Origin of the sequence: Actinoalloteichus caeruleus DSM 43889, from assembly GCF_000429185.2 — a bacterium.
In the GTDB taxonomy this organism is placed as follows: domain Bacteria; phylum Actinomycetota; class Actinomycetes; order Mycobacteriales; family Pseudonocardiaceae; genus Actinoalloteichus_B; species Actinoalloteichus_B caeruleus.
This window is the reverse complement of sequence record NZ_AUBJ02000001.1, coordinates 61,852-80,507: the sequence shown is the minus strand read 5'-3', so window position 1 is coordinate 80,507 and position 18,656 is coordinate 61,852. Positions and strand designations below refer to the sequence as shown.

Sequence of the window (18,656 nt, the reverse complement as noted above, 5' to 3'; positions counted from 1 at the left end):
TCACGGGAGGTGGCAGGCTGGGGAGGTGATCGCGGAGGATGACCTGGGACGGTGGGACCCGCTCGGTGTTCCGGAGGTGGCCGCCCTGCTGGCCGAGGTCGCCGCCCCGTGGTGGGTGGCCGGCGGGCACGCCGTCGAACTCGCGGTGGGCCGGCCGGTCCGCGCGCACTCCGACGTCGACGTCGTCGTGTTGCGGCCGGACGTCGCGACCTTCCGGCTCGCCCTCGCCGACTGGGAGCTGTGGGCCGCCGACCCGCCAGGCACCCTGCGGCGCTGGGACCCTGGCGAGCCCCTCCCGACACGGGTGCACGACATCTGGTGCCGCCCGACGGCTTCGGCTCCCTGGCGCCTCCAGCTGATGGTCGACGAACGCGTCGGCGGGGAGTGGGTCTCCCGCCGGGATCCCCGGGTGCGCCGCCCGGTGGCCGGGCTCGGCTGGCGGACCGCGACGGGGGTTCCGGTGCTGGCGCCGGAGGTGCAGCTCTACTACAAGGCGGCGGCTCCCCGGCACCGCGACGAGATCGACTTCGCCGCGGTGCTGCCCCGACTGGACGAGGGGCGACGGACCTGGCTCCGGAACCACCTCGGTGCCGACCACCCGTGGCGGACCAGGCTGGACGACGAGGGGCCTACTCCCCGGCGGGGATGAGGCACCGGTGACGGGTGGGGCCCCTCTCCCGGTGATCCGGTAACCGCCCCGTGGTCGGCGGGTCGGTACGGCCCGACCGCCCCCTCCCCGGGACCACCTCGGGACTCCCGCCCGGCGAGGCCCGGGACGCGGGACGGGACGGAGGGGCGCTGGCCGGGCTGGCACCGCGTGGCCGGTGGCACCGGCGTCTCAGCACGCTGGTGGATCCCACCCGGCGAGCAGCTCGGTCGACGCCGACTCGAACCAGCGGCGGTCCAGGCCCACCCCACTGCCGCTGACCAGCCGGAACTCGACACCGTTGGCCGCGCGCCCCACGCAGTCGAAGGGGCCGTGGTCCTCGTCGATCCAGCCGAGCCATACCGTGGTCCCCCGCAGGGTCGTGGTCGTCCTCGTGGCCCACTCGTGCGCGGAGGGCCGGGGTGGTACGACCAGCCGCCCCCGCCCGGTGCGCTGCGCGACCAGGCGCAGCTCCCGTCCACGGTCGGGGCCGCCGCTGTAGAGGACCTCGACCTCGGTGCGGCCCTCGGCGTTGGTGAAGCGGGCGGCGCTGTCCACCGCCAGGCCACCAAGGCGCTCCGGGAGACCGAGGGCGCCCAGCAGCGCCGCGTGGTGGGGCGGCGTCACCCAGTCCCCTTCGTGCGCGGTGTCCCCGTCCCGGTCGAACCGCCAGATCCCGGTCGGGACGACGACCATCTCGACGTCGTGGTGCCGGGCCCAGTAGCTCAGTTCCGCGAAGGGAACGGCGGCGAGCCGGGACGGGGCGTCGGCGTCCGCTGGTCGCAGCGAGCGGTGCAGGTCGAGGAGCTCCTCCTCGGTGAACTCGCCGTCCAGGACGGACAGCTCGACCATGGTCCGCCCCAACCGCGCCGAGGTCCCCCTGTTGCCGAGGTAGTCGACCCCGAACCACAGCACGTGCCGCCCGTCCAACGGTCGCGCGGAGGTTCGGCTGCGCCAGAGGCTCGGGTGGTCGAGGGCGGGCACGGCCCAGTCGTAGAGGAACTGCTTCACGCGCAGGCGCCGGCCCTCGCCGACCACCTCGAACCGGTAGGCGCAGGGGTTGGCGCGCGACCAGGGGGACCTGCCGACGTCGCTGCCGTCGGGGCGGCCCGGGGGCGCCTCCCGGCGCAGCGTGCCCGCCCGGGCCACGCACCCGGTGGGGAGGCGGTCGGGGACCCACACCACGAAGGAGCACCAGGCCTGGGCGTCGGTCGGCGGGACCTCCTCGGGGACGGCGGGCAGGTCGGCGGGATCCGACAACACGCGGAACGGCGGATCACCGGCCGGTGCGCTGGTCGGGGGGAACGGGGTCGTCACGGCTCGCCCTTCGTCGGGTGGTCGGGGAGGGACGAGCCTGACACCTCGACCGCGGTCGAGGTCAAGATCCGAGGGAGGCGCCCGGGCGCGGCACCGGGGTGCGACTGGTCCGATGAGCCCGTGGCCCGGTTGCGGCCGGGGGTGACGGCCTCCCGCCCACCCGGAGGCGGAGCGGCGGGGCTGCTGGAGCGGCTGCGTCTCGTCAGGGGTCGAGGGAGAACGGCAGGCCGCGCTCGAACACGAGTTCGACTCCGTCGACCGGGTCGAGGCGTTCACCGACCTGGCGGAAGCCCAGCGAACGGACCAGCGACAGGGACTCCTCGTTCGTGGGCGCGACGCTGGCCACGCAGGTCAACGCGGCACCGCTGGCGTTGGCCCAGTCCGCGAGGGCGAGGACCGCCTCCCGCGCGTAGCCGCGACGGCGGTCCCCGGGCAGCACCTCGTAGCCCACCTCCGCCCGCCCCCGGTCGTCCGGCCGCCCGTGGAAACCGGTCACCCCGACGATCCGCCGCTCGTCCCGGTCGACCATCGCCCGCACCAGCCAGGGCAGTTCGGCGGGGTCCTCGGCGAGCTGGTCCAACCGGAGGCGGGCGGGCACGGTGGCGGGCCACTCCGGCGGCACCACCACGCCCAGGGCCCGCTCCAGCCCGGGGACGTCGCCGACCACCACCAGCGACAGCGCCTCCGCGTCGAGTGGAACCAGGTCAAGTCGTTCCGAGCTGATCACGTCACCCACTCCTCCAGCGAACCAGACGTCGCGCCGAGGAGAAAGACGATTTCCTTTCACGTTCGGGGAGGGGCCGGCTGCCGGCACCGCCACCCGGGTAGCGGTGCCGGCGAAGCGTCGAGGCCGTGCGGGCCTGCCCGGAAGGGGACGCGAACGCGGGCATGGCCGCCGCGTCCCAGCCCACACCCCCGGCCCTGGCCGGGGCCCCAGGCGGGCGCTCCCGTCCCGGGAACGCCCGCTTCCCCGGTGCCACCACCCTCCCGGAACGGCCGCGCACCACCAGCTCCCGGTCCCCCGGAGCGCTGCGCGGCGGAAGGCGGCCGGGATGCCCCTGGCCCCATCGACTCATCCGGTCAGGCATGGTGGGATCTGAGTGAAACGGGCATTCAACAGGAATTCCCACGGGTGTGCTCCGAGGAAGGCGGCATGGGCCGACTGAGCAGTGCGTTCTGGAAGGTGCTTGGTGGTTCGCGGCGGCGGGCCTTCTCGCGTTCCCGGGCGGTGGTCGCCACGGCCGCGAAGCTGGAGGGTGAGTACCGGGAGCTCACCGAGTCGGACCTCGCCGAACGGCTCGCGGCACTGTCGCGTCGGCACCGACCGGTCGACGGGGACGACGGGGCCGGGAGCACGGCGACCTTCGACCGCGACGAGCTGGTGCGCTTCCTCGCCCTGGCCAGGGAGGTGAGCAGGCGACGGTTGGACATGCCCGCCTTCGACGTCCAGCTGCTGGCGGCCGCGCGAATGTTCGCGGGGGACGTCGTGGAGATGCTCACCGGCGAGGGCAAGACGCTGGCCGGCGCCATCGGCGCGACGGCGTTCGCGCTGCGGGGACGGCAGGTGCACGTGATCTCCGTCAACGACTACCTGGCCCGCCGGGACGCGGAGTGGATGGCGCCGCTGTACGAGGCCTTCGGGTTGAGCGTGGCGTGGATCTCCTCCACCTCGACCCCCGAGGAACGGGAGGCCGCCTACGCGGCCGACGTCACCTACGCCGCCGTCAGCGAGTTCGGGTTCGACGTGCTGCGGGACCGGTTGGGGACCGACCCGATCGTGCCCGCGCCGCAGGTGGCGCTGGTCGACGAGGCGGACTCCGTGCTCGTCGACGAGGCCAGGGTCCCCCTGGTGCTGGCCGGGTCGACCGCCGGAGCCGCCCCGGACAGCATCATCACCGACCTCGTGCGGGCGTTGAAGCCGGACCTGCACTACCGCACCGACGAGGATGACCGGAACGTGTTCCTCACCGAGAAGGGGGCCGCGGCCGTCGAGGACGCCCTCGGCGGGGTCGACCTGTACTCGGAGGAACACGTGGGCACCACGTTGTCCCAGGTGAACGTGGCCCTGCACGCCAGGGTGCTGTTGCGCAGGGACGTGCACTACCTGGTGCGGGACGGCCGGGTCCAGCTGATCAACGAGTCGCGGGGCAGGGTCGCCGAGCTCCAGCGCTGGCCGGACGGCCTCCAGGCCGCCGTGGAGGCCAAGGAGGGGCTCGCGGTCAGCGACACCGGTGAGGTGCTGGACACCATGACCGTGCAGGCGCTGATCAGCCGCTACCCCACCGTCTGCGGGATGACGGGGACCGCGCGGGCCGCGGACGAGCAGCTCAGGACCTTCTACGACCTCGGGGTGTCGATCATCCCGCCCAACCGGCCCTGCGTCCGGGTGGACGAACCGAGTCGCGTCTACGCCACGATCGCCGACAAGGAGGCCGCGATCGTCGACTACATCGCGCGGACCCACGAGACGGGCCAACCCGTCCTGATCGGGACGATGGACGTGGCCGAGTCCGAGCACCTGGCGAAACTGCTCGAACGCGCCGGCGTGGACTGCGTGGTCCTCAACGCCAAGAACGACGCGGCCGAGGCCGCGATCATCGCGGAGGCCGGCGCGTTGGGGGCGGTGACGGTGTCCACCCAGATGGCCGGGCGGGGCACCGACATCCGGCTGGGCGGGTCCGACCAGGCCGACCACGAGAAGGTCAAGGACCTCGGCGGCCTCTGCGTCGTCGGCACCAACCGGCACGTCTCCCGCCGGTTGGACGAGCAGCTGCGGGGCCGCGCCGGCCGGCAGGGCGACCCCGGCCGGTCCATCTTCTTCAGCAGCCTGGAGGACGACCTCGTCGTCCGACACGCCCCGGACGCCCGGCTGCCCACCACCACCGAGGAGGACGGTCAGGTCACGGGGCTGGCGGCGGAACGGCTGCTGGACCACGCCCAGCGGGTCGCCGACGCCGCGCTGCTGGAGATCCACAGCAACACGTTCCGCTACAGCCGGCTGTCGGAGCGCCACCGGGCGATCCTCGACGAACGGCGCGAACTGCTGCTCGGCACCGACACCGCGCTGCGGGAGCTGGAACGGCGCTGCCCCGACCGCTACCGGGAGCTGAGCGCCGAGATCGACGAGGAGGTCCTCGTCTCCGTGGCCCGCCGCATCACCCTCTTCCACCTGGACCGCTGCTGGGTCGAGCACCTGGCGTTCCTCAGCGACCTCCGGGAGAGCATCCACCTGCACGCCCTGGGCAAGCAGAACCCGCTGGACGAGTACCACCGGGCGGCGATCCCCGCGTTCAGGGACCTGCTCGGCGAGGTCGACGAGCGGGCCGCCAGGACCTTCGAGGAGGCGACGATCACCGCCGAGGGCATCGACCTCGACGACGCCGGCCTGGTGCGGCCCACCGCGACCTGGACGTACCTGGTCCAGGACAACCCGTTCGGTTCCGAGCTCGACCGGGCGTTCCGGGGGATCAGGCGCATGTTGGACGGCCGGCGCGGACGCGCGGACGACGAGGACTGACCGCCGCTTTGATGCCCCGCGTCCTGGTCGGACTCGGGTGACCTCGAAGCACGCCCGCGAGGAGGAGACGCCATGCTGGTTCGGGAGGGCACCGAACGGGACCTGCCCGTGCTGCTCACCCTGTTCGACGGGGCCGTCCGCTGGTTGACCGCCCGAGGGCGGGAGGCCCAGTGGGGCAGCGTGCCCTGGTCCGAGCGGCCGGAGGCGGTGGACCGGCTCCGGGGCATCGCCACGGCGGGTGGGTTGCTCATCGCGGAGACCGGCGGAACACCGACCGGGGCGCTGTCGACCAGGGAGGTACCGCCGGAGTACGTGGAGCCGGTGGAGGAACGCGAGCTGTACGTGCACCTGCTGATCACCGACCGCGAGTCGGCTCCTCGGGGGTTGGGGCGGGCCCTGCTCGACCACGCCGTCGGGCAGGCCCGCGACCGGGGGATCGACCTGGTCCGGGTGGACTGCTGGGCCGGTGGCGGGGGCGCGCTCGTGGACTACTACCGGAGCACCGGGTTCACCCCGTCCCACCGCTTCGAACGGAACGGCTGGCCCGGCCAGGTCCTGACCCGCCGGGTCTCCGACGAGCCAGCCGTCACGGCCCCGGTCGGCCGGGGAACGGCGGATCGGGCGGTCCCGTGACAGGTCGACCACGGCTGGACCCGGTCTCGGCCCGCCGACCAGGGTGCGCGGCTCGTTCCCTTCCCGCTGGCCGCCTTGATCGCTAACCTCGGCGTCCTGGTGGCGGCGGCAGGGAGGCGCGGATGTCGGGGGGAGTCCTCCAGAGGTCCGGGACGCGGCACACGGTGTGGCGGTTCCGGAACCGCACGGTGCGCTACCGCCCCGGCGACGCGTTGTTGGCGCTGCGCGCCAGGCGCGGTCCCGTCACCCGCCTGCGGGTGGGGTCGCGCGACGTCGCCTTCCTCCTCGGCCCCGAGGCCAACCGGTTCGTCTTCGCGAACTCACACCTGTTCCGGTGGCGGGAGGCCTTCCAGAGCCTGGTGCCGGTGGACGGGCCCACCGCGCTGATCGTCAGCGACGGCGCCGAGCACCGCCGCCGGCGACGCCTCGTCGCGCCGGCGATGCACCACCGCCAGGTCGCGCGATACGTCACCACCATGGCCGCCAGCGCGGACGAGGCGGTGGCGGACTGGCGGCCCGGGCAGGTCGTCGACGTGTACGCCACGTTCCGGCGGGCGGTCCTCCGGAGCACCCTGGAGTCGCTGTTCGGACGCCGGCTCGCGGCCGACACCGCGTTCTTCGGTGACCACCTGGAGGTACTGCTCCGACTCCTCGACCCGCTCCCCCAGCTCAACGGCCCGAGGGAACGCCTGGCAACGCCGCTGTGGCGTCGTGCGACCGCCGCCCGCGAGGTGGTGGACGAGCGGATCCGGAACGAGATCGCGCGGGTGCGGGGCGGCATCGTCGACTCCGACGACCACGTGCTCGCGGCGTTGGTGAACGGGGTCGACGAGGAGGGCACCGCCCTGTCGGACGCGGAGATCAGGGACCAGGCCGTGAGTCTGATCGCCGCCGGCTACGAGACGACGAGCGCCGCGATGGCGTGGGCCGTCTACGCGATGCTCTCGACGTCGGGGGTGTGGGACCGGGCGCGAGCCGAGGTGCTGGCCGAATGCGGCGAGGAACCCCCGACGGCGGCCGCGTTGAAGCGGTTGACGTTCCTCGGCGGGGTCGTCCACGAGACGCTGCGGCTCTACCCGCCGGCGGTGCTGTCGGCCAGGACGGCGGCGGTGGACCTCACCGTGGCTGGCCAGCCGGTGCGGGCCGGGACGACGATCCTGTTCAGCCCCTACGTCACCCACCGGATGCCGGGGGTGTGGGCGGAGCCGCTGCGGTTCCGCCCCGAACGGTGGGACCCGGCCTCACCCGTCCACGAGAGACCGACGACCGCCACCTACCTGCCCTTCGCCGCCGGACCGCACCGCTGCGTGGGCTCCGTGTTCGCCACGACCGAGCTGACCGTGATGCTGGCGCGGTTGCTCACCCGGACCTCACTGCGCCTGGTGCCGCAGTGGATCCAACCCACGAGTTTCGCGGCCATGCGCCCTCGGTGGGGGTTGCGGGCCGTCGTGTGCCCGGGCCGGGGCTGAGCGCGGCGGGCGGGCACCGGTCGGTGGCCGCACCACGGGTGACGGGCGCCACCTGACCAGCCACGTCGCTCGGGCCGCCGCCGGACGCCAGACCCCGCCACCGGTGTCAGGGGCGAACGCCTGTCCTGAATCTGACCGGGGTGGCCCGCAACAGGGAACGGGCGGACGGATGGTGTGATCCGACCGCCCAGTGAGGCAGCCATGCTGTCAGCACGTCACAGGAACGGCGCTTCGCCCTGGTTGGCCAACTCCTCCTGGCCCCAGCGATGTCGGTGTTCGGGTAGCGCTCCAGCATCGCGGCCAGCTTCCGTTGGGTCATTTGGTGGAACTGTTCCCGTCGATGCAGTTCTCCCGGTCGGTTTGGAGCAGTGCCCAGACCGCGAGTGGTGGCCGGGCGAGGATCTGGAACGCGTCCTCCAGGAACGGGTCGAGGTCACCGTGCCGGACCAGGCCCCGGGCCTCCAACTCCTGCCACGCTCGTTGGTGCAGCATCCTGCGTTCGTCCTCGGTGGACCCGAAGCCGACCGTTTTCAATGCCGCGGGGAGCGTGGCCCGGAGCCTGGTCTGGATCACGTCGACGGCGATCGCCGGTAGCGTGATGCGCCCTCGTGGTGACACGCTCACCGTCCGGTCGGAGGTTGGTCGCCGAGCACGGAGGGCGCGACCAGGCGGCCGTCACCGAAGACGTCGTCGGTCTCGAGCAGGTAGTCGGCGCGCTTGTGCTCGCCGTCGTCCTCGCCCTGTCCGCCGCGGCCTCGGGCACCGCCGCCGGCCATGCCGCCTCCGCCGCCGGCCGCGCCACCGCCCATGCCAGCGCCACCGCCCATGCCGCCGCCGGCGCCGCCCATACCGCCACCGGCCATACCGCCGGGGCCACCGGGTGTGGAGCCGGGGCCGAAGCCGCCACCGCCGGGGCCGAAGCCGCCGCCGGGGAGCCTGCCGCCGAACCCGCCGCCGGGCCCGCCCGGGAGGCGCCCGCTGCCGGGCCCGCCGGGGCCGCCGCCCCTGGCGGCCTCCCGCCGGGCGGCATGCCTCCGGGGGACATCCCGCCGGGGGGCATACCGCCCCACCCGCCGCCGGGGCCGCCACCGGGGAGGGGGCCGGCGCCGGGGGCAGGTTGCCGCCGGGGAACTGCCCGCCGGGGCTGGGGGCGACGAGGTCGGGGCGGACCGCGCCGGGTCCGTCTCCGATGGGGGTGACGGGGGCTCCGGGGTTGGGCGCGGACGGGCTGGGGGGCGTGTAACCGCCGCCACCGCCACCGCCCCCTCCGCCGGTGCCGTTCCAGTTCATCCCGCCACCGGGAGTGCCGCCACCGTAGCCGCCGCCCCCTCCGCCGCCGCTACCGCCGACACTGGGCACCGACGGCGCGCCACCGGGGATCCCGTTCCCGATGGAATCCGGGTTGGTGGTGCCCTTGGCGGAGTAGGAGGTGCTGGGGACCTCCTCGAAGGAGGGGACGGACATCAGAACGTTGTTGGTCTCGTTCTGGTAGGTCTGCATGACCTCGCGGGCGGCCTCGTTCTCCGCTTCGTAGGCCTCCATGCGGTCACCGTGCCCGGTCCAGCTGGAGGGGAGGATGACCTCGAACCCCTCCTTCTTGGGCTCATCCTGCCCCTCGGGGATGTTCAGGACGGCGACATTGCGGCTGGTGCTTTGGGAGGAGACGCCGGAGCCGATCGCCTGTGCTTGGTCCTTGGCCTGTTCCGCGTAGGTGACCAAGGGGAGGGTGGCGGCTCGTGAGGTGTCGGCCGCTTCTCCCTGGTGGGCGTCGGCTGCTCGGGCGAGGGAGGTTTTGATGTGGTCGGCGAGTTCTGCGAAGCGGATGGAGACGTCGCTCCACTCGCCGTAGACGTCGCTGGCGTTTCCGCCGTGGCCTTCCCCGGTAATGTCCTGCCGGAGTTGTTTCGCGTTCTTGCCAGCGAAGGTCTCACACGTCGTCTCGAGGTGCATGATGTCCCCTTAGGAAGCCGCTGGCAGTTCGGCGATCACTGCCTCGGTGAATTCGATCGCGGCCTGGCACGCGTCGAAATCGTCAAGCGTGTTCCGAACGAAGTTTGTGTTCAAGTACTGGTCGTCAGCGATTCCGGTGTACAGCACGCATCGCGATTCATCCTCGATGGTGTGGGCGTGTACCGCCGGGTATTCTCCGACCATCATCTCGTCGAAGACGCCGTACCTGTCGCGGATCTGGTAGATCCATGACAGCCCGCCGTCTTCGGTGTTCGCGCGTAGGGTGGCTCTGCTGCCCTCGTGTTCAGTGGAGTCCCAGGTGCAGCTGTTCTCAAAGCCGGTCCGGGCTGAACCTGCGTCGTACCCCATAGCGCTGACTTCCTGGTCGGAGATCAGGGCGCACGGCTCGATATCGGTCGCGTCGAGTGGGGTCGAGACGGGTGGCGCGAGTAGCTCCGTCTCACGTGGAAACTCCTCGGTCAGACTCGGGGCCGCAGTGCTCTCGGTGGTAGCGTCAGTGGTGTCTGGCTCCGAGGCATCCTCGGTCGAGCAGGAGGCGAGAACCAAGGCGGCCGCCAGGAGCAGTGCGCCCATGACACTACTGCTGTGTTTCTGCACGAAAGTTCTCCTTACCTCAGATGGCGACGTAGTCGCCGCCGGATCGACGACCGTTGTTCAGGGCCTGTCGTTCCCAGTAGTCCGGAGGCAGACTGACCTGGCTGACCTCGCCGTCGTACTCAGGTAGCGTGGCGGACTGCTCGAGCTCCAGGTACTCCCGAAGCATTTCCTCGAAAGCAAAGATGGTGTTGTCGAGCTCAGCACGGAGCTTGGCTGCGGTCGCGGCGAGTGATCCTTCGCCTGGGTCGCCCCCCAGCCGAGCGAGCTGATCTCCCGCGTTCATGCTCACGCCGTCGTCACCCCGCGTGGAGCGCTTCGCGGAGATGGCAATTCCCCGGTCTTCCAACTCCGCGACAACCTCCCGTGCTTCCTTGAGTTCCGCGATGGCCCGAGGCAGGGCCTCGGGGTCCACTTCGTAACTGCCGCTCACGGCGGTTCCTCCCCAGGAGATCCTCAACCAACAGCACACTGTGCGGGCGCCCGAGGCTGCTCGGGCCTCGCTGGCCCGCACACCCCCTCGCGTCAGACCCTCGGCGACACCGCCGGGTCAAACAGAACGGTAGCAGCGTCGGCGGTCCCGACAGGGGGGAAACCGACCAAGCTGCCGCAGCCCTGTGGGAGGACCCGGGCGGAGCCTCCACAGGATGTGTGACGCCCGCGGATTCGAGCCTTCGGGAGGGGCGGTGTCTGTTGCGGGCTGGTCGCCCACGACCAGCAGCGGCCCGTGGGCGGCAAGTGTGTCGAACAGGGCCCGGAGTTGGGGTTGTTGGGTAGTGGCCGGTCGTGCAGCCGAGTCCAGGCCCACGGCGTGGCGGGAGTCCTTCCCGACGTCGAGACCGAGGAACACGCCGACGTTGCTGGTCATGCGGGTTCTGCCGTTCGTTGTGGGTGGTCACCGGTCGGGCATCGAGCGCCGACACCCCCGTGACGACGAGACCGACCGTGGTGGTGGCCGTGTCCCCTGTCAGCGGTCCCTCGATGCCACCAGGTCTGGTGACACCGCCCATGGGATCATGGGTTCGCCTGGGGCGTGAGTCATGCCGGACCTGGGGACCACGGCTCCTGGCCAGGAGCAATGAAAAGGTAACGGGGAACGGCGTCCTTCTGGGACGCTCCTGCCCCGGGGCGCGCCGCGCCGACCGGGCGGGTGCCTCCCCGGCCTCGCGGGCGAGTCGACCGCTCGCCTCCCGGCTGGTCGCTCCGTGGGACACTCGCGGGCGCCAACAGCCCTCCTGCCACCGCACCGCGTCGTCCAGGTCGTGGGGGCGATCGTGACGGTGCGGGGAGAACGGACGAGACGTGAGCGGAACCACCTCGATCGTCGCCCTCGAAGGGCTCACCCGGACGGTCGACCTGATCGGTGTGGGCGCGAACGCGGTGCTCGGCGGGATGTTGGCCCGCTCGCGGAACTTCGACGCGGTCGGGTTCCTGGTCCTCGCGATCGTGTCCGGTCTCGGTGGTGGTCTGATCAGGGACACCCTGCTCCAGCAGGGCACCCCGGTGGCCCTGACCGACTACGCCTACCTGCTGACCGCGCTGGGCGGGGCGCTGGTGGCGTTCCTCCTCCAGTTCGAGCACCGGGTGTTGTGGCGGAGGGGGTTCCCGGTCGTGGACGCGGCCGCCGTGGGCTGTTGGGCGGCGGCCGGCGCCGGGAAGACGCTCGACGCGGGGCTGGGCTGGCTGCCGGCGGTGCTGCTCGGCACGATCACCGCCGTCGGCGGCGGGATGACACGGGACATCATGCTCGGTCAGATCCCCAGGATCTTCGGCGGCGGTCCGCTGTACGCGACGTGCGCCGCGATCGCGAGCGGGGCGTTGGTCGTCCTCGCCGGCCTGGGCCTCCGGGAGATCGGGGTCCTGGCGGCGCTCCTGCTCGGCACCGGGCTGTGCCTGGTGTCCCAGTGGCGGGGTTGGACCGCGCCGAGAGGCCGGACGTGGGGCGGGGGTCGCGCGGGCCCGCCGGAGGGCTCCGGACCGCCCGAGGGACCTCCCCCCGCGCCGGGCTCGTAGGGGCGGTCGGCCACCGCCACGTCGAGCGGGCCGCCTCCCGGAAACCCACCCACCACCCGATCCGGGGCCGCCCGACCACCCACCGCCGCGCGCACCACACCGGGCGAGCCGGGCCCGCCCGGGTCACCGCTCGCGGATCAACTCCGTGCGGAACGGCCCGCGCCCAGCACCTCCCCGATCCGGCTCGGTGCCGGCTCCCCCGCCCGGTTGTAGGGCAGGAGCCGCAACACCCGGGCGAGACCGCAGGTGTTCGTGAGACCGGCGAAGGCCAGTCCGCCTCCGACGAAGGCGGCCAGCCAGCGCCAGCGGGGCCACCGCAGGCTCGCGAGCACCGACGCCAGCACGACGCTGCCCGCCGTCAGCCGGACCTGGCGTTCCAGGTCCCACCGGGCCCGGCCACGCGTCACGGCGTGACCGTTGGCCGTCCACTCGCCGATCCCCCCGTCGAGCACCGTGACGTTGCCCAGGCCCGCCTCCGCCAGCAGCCCGCGCGCCTGCCGCGCGCGGGTGCCGGTCGCGCAGATCAGCACCACGGGGTCGTCGTGGACGTCCCGCAGTTGGGCCCGGTGCCGCCGGAGCAGGTCGAGCGGAAGGTTGTGGCTTCCGGGAACCCGCACCGTCTCGAACTCCGACGCGGTCCGGACGTCGACCAACCGCACGTCGGGATCGGCCGCGACCAGGCGCTCCACATTTGCCGCGTGCAGCAACATCTCTTCAGTGCTCGTCACTCGAAGCTCTCCGTCTCTTCCCGTTCTCCGAACGTCGGGCGGAGGCACGCCACGGTTCGCCCCCGCGCGGCGTGCGCGCCACCACGTTCCCGCGTGGCCCCGACGTTCCCCTCGTCGCGGGCCGGTGGTCCCCGCATCCAGGGTGCCGGCTGCCCGAAGCCGCTTCAATACGCCGTCGGGTTGGCCCTCCAGCGTGGACCTTCATCCGATCGGACACAAACTATCGGGTGAAACCAGGACGAAGAGCGGCGGAGAGATCCGTGGTGGTCACCGCCGTCCGCCGATCGCTCGTCCCGCTGACGGCGGACCGTTGGTCCAGGGACCCACCGGTTGCGGGATTTACAGGGAAGCGGGACAACTTGAAAGCTGGTCACATCAGTCCCTGCCCGTCCCGCGCCCGAGGAGTGCCCGTGACCGGAACGTCGTTCTCACGCCGGAGCCGTCGGGGGCTCGCCGCCCTGGTGGGACTCACCCTGCTCACCCCCACCGCCACACCGGCCCAGGCCGGGGAGGCGTCCCGGAACCGGCAGGAGCCGGTCATCGCCTACCACGAGTGGAGGTCGGCGGCCGACCTGACGCGCGGCGAACTGGACGGGACCACGGCCGCTCCCGACGGCGGCGCCCTCGTCGTGGGCACACCGGTCGGAACCGTCGACCGGGACGGCCCCGGCGGCACCCGTACCTACGAGTACGCGACCTGGACATCCCCCGAACGGCGGGACGACCTGGCGGCGACCGAGCTGGTCCCGTCGTGGAACGCGGTCACGCCGGCCGGGACCTGGCTGCGCGTCGAGGTGCGGGCCGTCACCGCACAGGGCGGGCGCACCGGCTGGTACTCCCTCGGCGACTGGGCGTCCGGTGACAGCCACATCCTGCGCACCACGGTGCCCGGGCAGTCCGACTCGCACGCCCGCGTCAACGTGGACACCCTCGTCGCGGCCGGAGCGACCCGCTTCGACGGCTACCAGCTGAGGGTCACGCTGTACCGGGAGGCGGGGAGCGACCTCACCCCCGAGCTGGTGATGGCGGGGGCGATGGTGTCCGACGTCCCCACGCGGTCGGAGGTCCCCACCGGCCCCGGCGCCGGCGCGTGGGGGACGGAACTCGCGGTGCCCCGGTACTCGCAGAACGTGCACCGGGGGAAGTACCCCGAGTACGGGGGCGGGGGCGAGGTCTGGTGCAGCCCGACCTCCACGACGATGCTGCTCGAGTACTGGGGAGTCGGGCCCTCCGAGGAGGACCTGTCCTGGATCGAGGACGGCTACGTCGACCCGCAGGTGGCCCACGCGGCCCGCCACACCTACGACCACGACTACGCGGGCGCCGGGAACTGGCCGTTCAACACCGCCTACGCGGCCCACTTCGGCCTGCGCGCCCACGTCACGCGGCTGGCATCCATCACGGAGTTGGAGGAGCACATCATGGCGGGTATCCCCGTCATCACCTCCGTGTCGTTCCGGGCGGACGAGTTGGACGGCGCCGGGTACGGCACGAACGGCCACCTGTTCGTCGTCGTCGGTTTCGACGACGAGGGGAACGTGATCGTCAACGACCCGGCCTCCCCCGACAACGAGGCGGTGCGCCGCGTATACGACCGCGACCAGTTCAACACCGTCTGGCTGCGCACCCAACGCGAGGGCGGCAGCGGGCCCGGGGGCATCGCCTACGTCATCCGCGACGCGGACACGCCGTTGCCGTGACACCCGGGCCGCCCGGCCCGGTGGCGGCCGACGGCGCGGGAAGGGCCAGCGGGCTCGGGGTCACGTCGTCGCCTCCTCCGTTTGCGGTTCCCACACGGGTGGCAGCCCGAACGGCGGGAAGTGCTCGGCACCCAGGAACGAGGTGAGACCGGCGATGCGGTCGCCACGCAGGGACAGCACGGTGACGGACCAGGCGCGGTGGACCACCGCCTCCTCCTCCCGCAGGTAGAACGCCACCGCCGGCTGCCCGTTCGCCGTCGTCCTCCGGTAGCGCCACGAGCCGCAGGACGACAGCGGCACCCGGACGGCGAAACCCATCACCGCGTCCCTGCCCGCGTACCAGTCCTCCAGCGGGGGCATCGACCAGGTGACGTCCTCGGTGAGCAGCGCCACCAACGCCCGAGCGTCCCCCCGTTCCAGCGCCTCGGCGTAGGAGGTGACGATCTCCCGGACCTCGCCGTCACCCAGGGCGCGCAGGGTGCGCGACTGTGAGACGGGGGGAACCCTCGTCGACACCGCGAGACGCGCTCGCTGGAGGGCGCTGTTCACCGAAGCCGTCGAGGTGCCCATCATGGACGCGACCTCGGCGGCGGAGTAGCCGAGCACCTCCACGAGCAGCAACGCGGCCCGTTGGTTCCCCGGCAGGTGCTGCAGCGCGGCGACGAAGGCGAGTTCCACGGCCTCGCGCTGGTCGTACCGGGCTTCGGGTCCGGAGGCCACACCCTCCGGCACGCCGTGCGGGTAGGGCTCCAGCCAGGCCACCTCGGCACCGGACGACCCCGGTGTCGCGTTCGTGTTCGCCGGGCCGAGGTCCACCGGCAGCGCCCTGCGTCGGCGTCCGGCGAGCTGGTCCAGGCAGGCGCGGGTGGTGACCGTGTAGAGCCAGGAGCGCAGCGACGCCCGTTCCTCGAAACGCGACAGCCCCCGCCAGGCCCGCAGCATGGCCTCCTGGATCGCGTCGTCGGCGCCGTGCGTGGAGCCGAGCAGGCGGTAGCAGTGCGCGTGGAGCTCGGGCCGCAGGGGCCGCACGAGGCGGGTGAAGGCGTCCTGGTCGCCGTTCCGGGCGAGGACCAGGTCCGGTTCCCGCGCGCTTGTCACCGAACCGGGACCGGGAGGGCGCGTCACGACCGATGATTCTGCCGCACGCCGTCGGTCTCCCTTCCGGAACCACCACACCAAGCCATCGGAGGGCAGCGACATGACAGCTGGGCAGCACGCGGAACCACCGGTCTGGTTCGACATCTCCAGTCACGACGCTCCTCGCGCACGGCGCTTCTACCGGGAGATGTTCGACTGGCCGATCCGGGAGATCGACGGCGGCTACGCGCTCGTCGGTGAGGACGACGGCCCCGTCGGAGGCATCGGTCAGGCCGGCCCTGGCAGCCCGTACACCGGGATCACGGTCTACTTCCGGGTGGCGGACGTCGACTCGGCCCTGGCCAGGGCGGAGCGGCTGGGCGGGACCCCGGTCCTGGAACCGGTCGACGTACCGGGGCAGGGCCGCATCGCCGCGTTCTCCGACCCGGATGGCCACGTCGTCGGGCTGTCGAGCGGCTGAGCCCGGCCCTCCTCCCCTACCGGGCGGAAGGCGGCCCGTCTCCCGCCCGCTCCCCGAGCACCACGAATGGAACCGGAAGGTGACCACATGAACTCGGACCACGCGAAGCACGATCTGCTCCGTCTGCTCGACGAGGCACGGGAGACGATGCTCTGGAAGTTGGAGGGGCTGTCCGAGTACGACGCCCGCCGGCCGGTGACGCCGACCGGGACCAACCTGCTCGGGTTGGTCAAACACGTCACGTCCGTGGAGATCGGTTACCTCGGGTACGCCTTCGGCCGCCCCTACCCCGAACAGCTGGACTGGATCGGCCCCGAGGCGGAACCGAACGCCGACATGTGGGCGACCGAGGCGGAGTCCCGCGAGGAGGTCGTCTCCCGGTACGGCCGGGTGCGGGCCCACTCGGACGTCACCATCCACGAGTGCGACCTGGACACCCCGGGCCACGTGCCGTGGTGGCCGGCGGGCCAGGCGACGGTCACCCTGCACCAGGTGCTGGCGCACGTGGTGGCGGAGGTCCACCGGCACGCGGGTCACGCGGACGTCGTGCGTGAGCTGCTCGACGGTGACGTGGGCCGGCTGCCGGGGAAGGAGGACGTCGCCGCCGGCTCTCCGGAGTGGTGGTCGGCGTACCACGCGCGCCTGGTCGAGGTCGCGGAGGGCTTCCGCCGGCGCTGAGAGCGGGTGGCCGCCGTCGTTCACCCCGTGGGCGGCGGCGGTCAGCGCACCCGGTCTGGTTCGGAGGGCGCTCCGGCGGGGGCGCCGGGCGCGACGACCTCAGAGGGGGACGGGGATGGAGTCGATCCGGTACTGGCCGCCGACCTGCACGACCCGGACGACCACCCGCTCGGAGCCGCCCCCGACGTAGTTGAGGGTCACCGACAACCGGCCGGCGTTGTCCCCCGTCACGCCCTCGCCGTGGATTCCCTGGTAGGAACCCCCGGTGGCGTTCTCGGACCAGTACTGGGCGAAGCCCTCCCGGCCCCCGTACATCTCCTGCGCCCTCGGCGTCAGCATGTTCCACGCCGTGTCGCTGCCCGGGCTGGCGAAGAAGGGCTGGAGCCAGGGGCCGACGCTGCCCCACTGGTTGACGGTGGCGGAGGTCTCGGTGCCCTCCTCGATGGGGTCGCCGAAGTCCTCCTCCAGCTCCTCGGCGTCGGGGACGACTCCCTCGTCGTCCTCCTCGTCCTCACCGGGCGCCGGCTCGTCCGCGCTCTGGCTGGAGGAGGGTGCCGCGTTCTCCCCGGAGTCGCCCGTGGCGTTGTTCACCATGATGATCCCGGCGATACCACCGCCGAGGACCAGCACGACCACGGCCGCGATGACCATCACCTTCGCGTTGACACCACCGCCGTCCCCACCGGCGGAGCCACCCGCCGCGCCGGGACGGGTCGTCGCCCTGGTCTCGGCGGGGATCGGGGTGGGGGCCTCCCTGGTCTTCTCCGCCTTCGTCTCGGGCGGGATCGGGGCGGCGGCCGCCTTCGCCGGCGCGACCGACTGCGGCATCCAGGGAGCGGCACCGCCCTTGGCGACCGCGGCGAGCGCCTCACTCGCCTTGCGCATCGTCGGCCGGTCGATCGCCTCGGACTGCAGGAGGCTGGTCAGCACCGAGGTCAGCGGCCCGGCCGCCTCGCTGGGCGGGTCGAGCCGGCCGGCGGCGACGGCGTGCAGCAACGCGAGCGGGTTCTGGTTCTGCGCCTCCGGGTACGGGCTGCGTCCCTCCACTGCCTGGTAGAGGGTGATGCCGAGCGCGAACACGTCGGAGGCGGGCGCCGGGTCCTGCCCCCTGGCCACCTCCGGAGCCAGGTAGGCGGGCGTTCCCGCCACCATGCCGGTCTGGGTGACGGTGACGTCGCCGACGACCCGGGAGATCCCGAAGTCGGTGATCTTGGCGACGCCGCCGTAGTCGATCAGGATGTTGCCAGGCTTGATGTCCCGGTGGACGATGCCCGCGGCGTGGGCCGCGGCGAGGGCCGCCGCGACCTGGCTGCCGATGAGGGCCACCTCCTCCGGCGGCAGCGACCCTCGGTCGTCGAGGACCGCCGCCAGGCTCCTGGACTCCAGGAACTCGATCACCAGGCACGGGTCGCCGTTGTGCTCGGCGACGTCGAAGATGGCGATGGCGTTGGGATGTTGCAGTCTGGCGGCGATCCGCGCCTCGCGCATGGCGCGGCGCCGCGCCATCTCGGTTTCCTGCGCGGTCAGCTCCGGCCGGAGCAACAGCTGCTTGATCGCGACCATCCTGTCCAGGCGCTCGTCATGCGCCTGCCAGACCACGCCCATGGCGCCACTGCCCACCCGCTCCAGCAGACGGTAGTGGCCCGCGATCACTTGCCCCTTTTCGATGACCGGTTACCCCTCGTACACACCCCAACCCTGGAGTGGGGTTGATCTGCACCAACACCCCATACGGTAGCCGACGCGGGAACACGCGCCGACACCGTGTGGACCTTGATCCGGGAACTGAACAGGTGTTTCGCACCCACGCGACGACCAAGCGGTCGGCCGTC

General features: G+C 72.5%; 17 protein-coding genes. 8 read left to right on the top strand and 9 right to left on the bottom strand.

All coding sequences use genetic code 11. The features are described 5' to 3' along the window. Positions 1 to 25: 25 nt before the first annotated feature. Positions 26 to 649 (top strand): nucleotidyltransferase domain-containing protein, encoded by a 624-nt coding sequence (locus tag G443_RS00335; protein WP_026418665.1) that lies wholly within the window; start codon positions 26 to 28, stop codon positions 647 to 649. A 189-nt stretch (positions 650 to 838) separates the two neighbouring features. On the opposite strand, the gene G443_RS00330 is transcribed toward G443_RS00335, so the two are convergent. Together G443_RS00330 and G443_RS00325 are read right to left on the bottom strand one after the other, a co-directional pair. Then, positions 839 to 1,963 (bottom strand): hypothetical protein, encoded by a 1,125-nt coding sequence (locus G443_RS00330; RefSeq protein WP_026418664.1) that lies wholly within the window; start codon positions 1,961 to 1,963, stop codon positions 839 to 841. Between the two features lie 202 nt (positions 1,964 to 2,165). Further along, positions 2,166 to 2,690: a GNAT family N-acetyltransferase gene (locus G443_RS00325; RefSeq protein WP_245588775.1), complete on the bottom strand. Its 525-nt coding sequence runs from the start codon at positions 2,688 to 2,690 to the stop codon at positions 2,166 to 2,168. 426 nt (positions 2,691 to 3,116) lie between these two features. On the opposite strand from G443_RS00325, the gene secA2 reads away from it, so the two are divergent. The 3 genes from secA2 (at position 3,117) to G443_RS00310 (ending at position 7,582) form a co-directional block, all read left to right on the top strand. Continuing rightward, positions 3,117 to 5,480: an accessory Sec system translocase SecA2 gene (gene secA2, locus G443_RS00320; protein WP_026418662.1), complete on the top strand. Its 2,364-nt coding sequence runs from the start codon at positions 3,117 to 3,119 to the stop codon at positions 5,478 to 5,480. A 72-nt stretch (positions 5,481 to 5,552) separates the two neighbouring features. Beyond that, a complete protein-coding gene (locus G443_RS00315; RefSeq protein WP_081715400.1) occupies positions 5,553 to 6,113 on the top strand; it encodes a GNAT family N-acetyltransferase in 561 nt (186 codons plus the stop codon). 122 nt (positions 6,114 to 6,235) lie between these two features. Beyond that, complete coding sequence (locus G443_RS00310; RefSeq protein ID WP_081715399.1) at positions 6,236 to 7,582, top strand: cytochrome P450; 1,347 nt, start codon at positions 6,236 to 6,238, stop codon at positions 7,580 to 7,582. A gap of 315 nt (positions 7,583 to 7,897) precedes the next feature. Here G443_RS00310 and G443_RS00305 read toward each other — a convergent pair whose 3' ends face one another. The 4 genes from G443_RS00305 to G443_RS00290 all read right to left on the bottom strand — a co-directional run bounded on the left by G443_RS00305 (position 7,898) and on the right by G443_RS00290 (position 10,580). Next, on the bottom strand, positions 7,898 to 8,206 hold the full coding sequence (locus tag G443_RS00305) for an ESX secretion-associated protein EspG (RefSeq protein ID WP_253860084.1): 309 nt from the start codon (positions 8,204 to 8,206) through the stop codon (positions 7,898 to 7,900). Then, positions 8,203 to 8,430: a hypothetical protein gene (locus tag G443_RS00300; RefSeq protein ID WP_156038366.1), complete on the bottom strand. Its 228-nt coding sequence runs from the start codon at positions 8,428 to 8,430 to the stop codon at positions 8,203 to 8,205. The genes G443_RS00305 and G443_RS00300 overlap by 4 nt, the downstream gene beginning before the upstream one ends. A 1,111-nt stretch (positions 8,431 to 9,541) precedes the next feature. Further along, a complete protein-coding gene (locus G443_RS00295) occupies positions 9,542 to 10,150 on the bottom strand; it encodes a DUF3558 domain-containing protein (protein WP_155886162.1) in 609 nt (202 codons plus the stop codon). Between the two features lie 16 nt (positions 10,151 to 10,166). Beyond that, complete coding sequence (locus G443_RS00290; protein ID WP_026419194.1) at positions 10,167 to 10,580, bottom strand: hypothetical protein; 414 nt, start codon at positions 10,578 to 10,580, stop codon at positions 10,167 to 10,169. Between the two features lie 869 nt (positions 10,581 to 11,449). Here G443_RS00290 and G443_RS00285 point away from each other — a divergent pair. Further along, positions 11,450 to 12,160 (top strand): trimeric intracellular cation channel family protein, encoded by a 711-nt coding sequence (locus G443_RS00285; protein ID WP_081893708.1) that lies wholly within the window; start codon positions 11,450 to 11,452, stop codon positions 12,158 to 12,160. Between the two features lie 137 nt (positions 12,161 to 12,297). Here the strand turns inward: G443_RS00285 and G443_RS00280 are convergent, their stop codons facing one another. Next, positions 12,298 to 12,888, bottom strand: a complete 591-nt coding sequence (locus tag G443_RS00280; RefSeq protein WP_026419193.1) for a rhodanese-like domain-containing protein — start codon at positions 12,886 to 12,888, stop codon at positions 12,298 to 12,300. Positions 12,889 to 13,298: 410 nt separating this feature from the next. On the opposite strand from G443_RS00280, the gene G443_RS00275 reads away from it, so the two are divergent. Continuing rightward, a complete protein-coding gene (locus G443_RS00275) occupies positions 13,299 to 14,588 on the top strand; it encodes a C39 family peptidase (RefSeq protein ID WP_026419192.1) in 1,290 nt (429 codons plus the stop codon). A gap of 60 nt (positions 14,589 to 14,648) precedes the next feature. Here the strand turns inward: G443_RS00275 and G443_RS00270 are convergent, their stop codons facing one another. Further along, positions 14,649 to 15,713, bottom strand: a complete 1,065-nt coding sequence (locus tag G443_RS00270) for a sigma-70 family RNA polymerase sigma factor (protein WP_051314055.1) — start codon at positions 15,711 to 15,713, stop codon at positions 14,649 to 14,651. A 73-nt stretch (positions 15,714 to 15,786) separates the two neighbouring features. On the opposite strand from G443_RS00270, the gene G443_RS00265 reads away from it, so the two are divergent. Both G443_RS00265 and G443_RS00260 read left to right on the top strand, forming a co-directional pair. Further along, positions 15,787 to 16,146 carry a VOC family protein gene (locus G443_RS00265; RefSeq protein WP_026419191.1) on the top strand — a complete coding sequence of 120 codons (360 nt, stop codon included), beginning with the start codon at positions 15,787 to 15,789 and terminating at the stop codon, positions 16,144 to 16,146. Positions 16,147 to 16,233: 87 nt separating this feature from the next. Further along, complete coding sequence (locus G443_RS00260) at positions 16,234 to 16,824, top strand: DinB family protein (RefSeq protein WP_026419190.1); 591 nt, start codon at positions 16,234 to 16,236, stop codon at positions 16,822 to 16,824. Positions 16,825 to 16,923: 99 nt separating this feature from the next. Here the strand turns inward: G443_RS00260 and G443_RS00255 are convergent, their stop codons facing one another. Then, positions 16,924 to 18,477 (bottom strand): serine/threonine-protein kinase, encoded by a 1,554-nt coding sequence (locus G443_RS00255; RefSeq protein ID WP_026419189.1) that lies wholly within the window; start codon positions 18,475 to 18,477, stop codon positions 16,924 to 16,926. Positions 18,478 to 18,656: the final 179 nt, after the last annotated feature.

Excerpts from the sequence above, each read along its gene's own strand:
- G443_RS00260 (WP_026419190.1), top strand. The coding sequence starts at position 16,234 with ATGAACTCGGACCACGCGAAGCACGATCTGCTCCGTCTGCTCGACGAG.
- secA2 (WP_026418662.1), top strand. The coding sequence starts at position 3,117 with ATGGGCCGACTGAGCAGTGCGTTCTGGAAGGTGCTTGGTGGTTCGCGG.
- G443_RS00315 (WP_081715400.1), top strand. The coding sequence starts at position 5,553 with ATGCTGGTTCGGGAGGGCACCGAACGGGACCTGCCCGTGCTGCTCACC.
- G443_RS00310 (WP_081715399.1), top strand. The coding sequence starts at position 6,236 with ATGTCGGGGGGAGTCCTCCAGAGGTCCGGGACGCGGCACACGGTGTGG.
- G443_RS00265 (WP_026419191.1), top strand. The coding sequence starts at position 15,787 with ATGACAGCTGGGCAGCACGCGGAACCACCGGTCTGGTTCGACATCTCC.
- G443_RS00300 (WP_156038366.1), bottom strand. The coding sequence starts at position 8,430 with ATGGGCGGCGCCGGCGGCGGCATGGGCGGTGGCGCTGGCATGGGCGGT.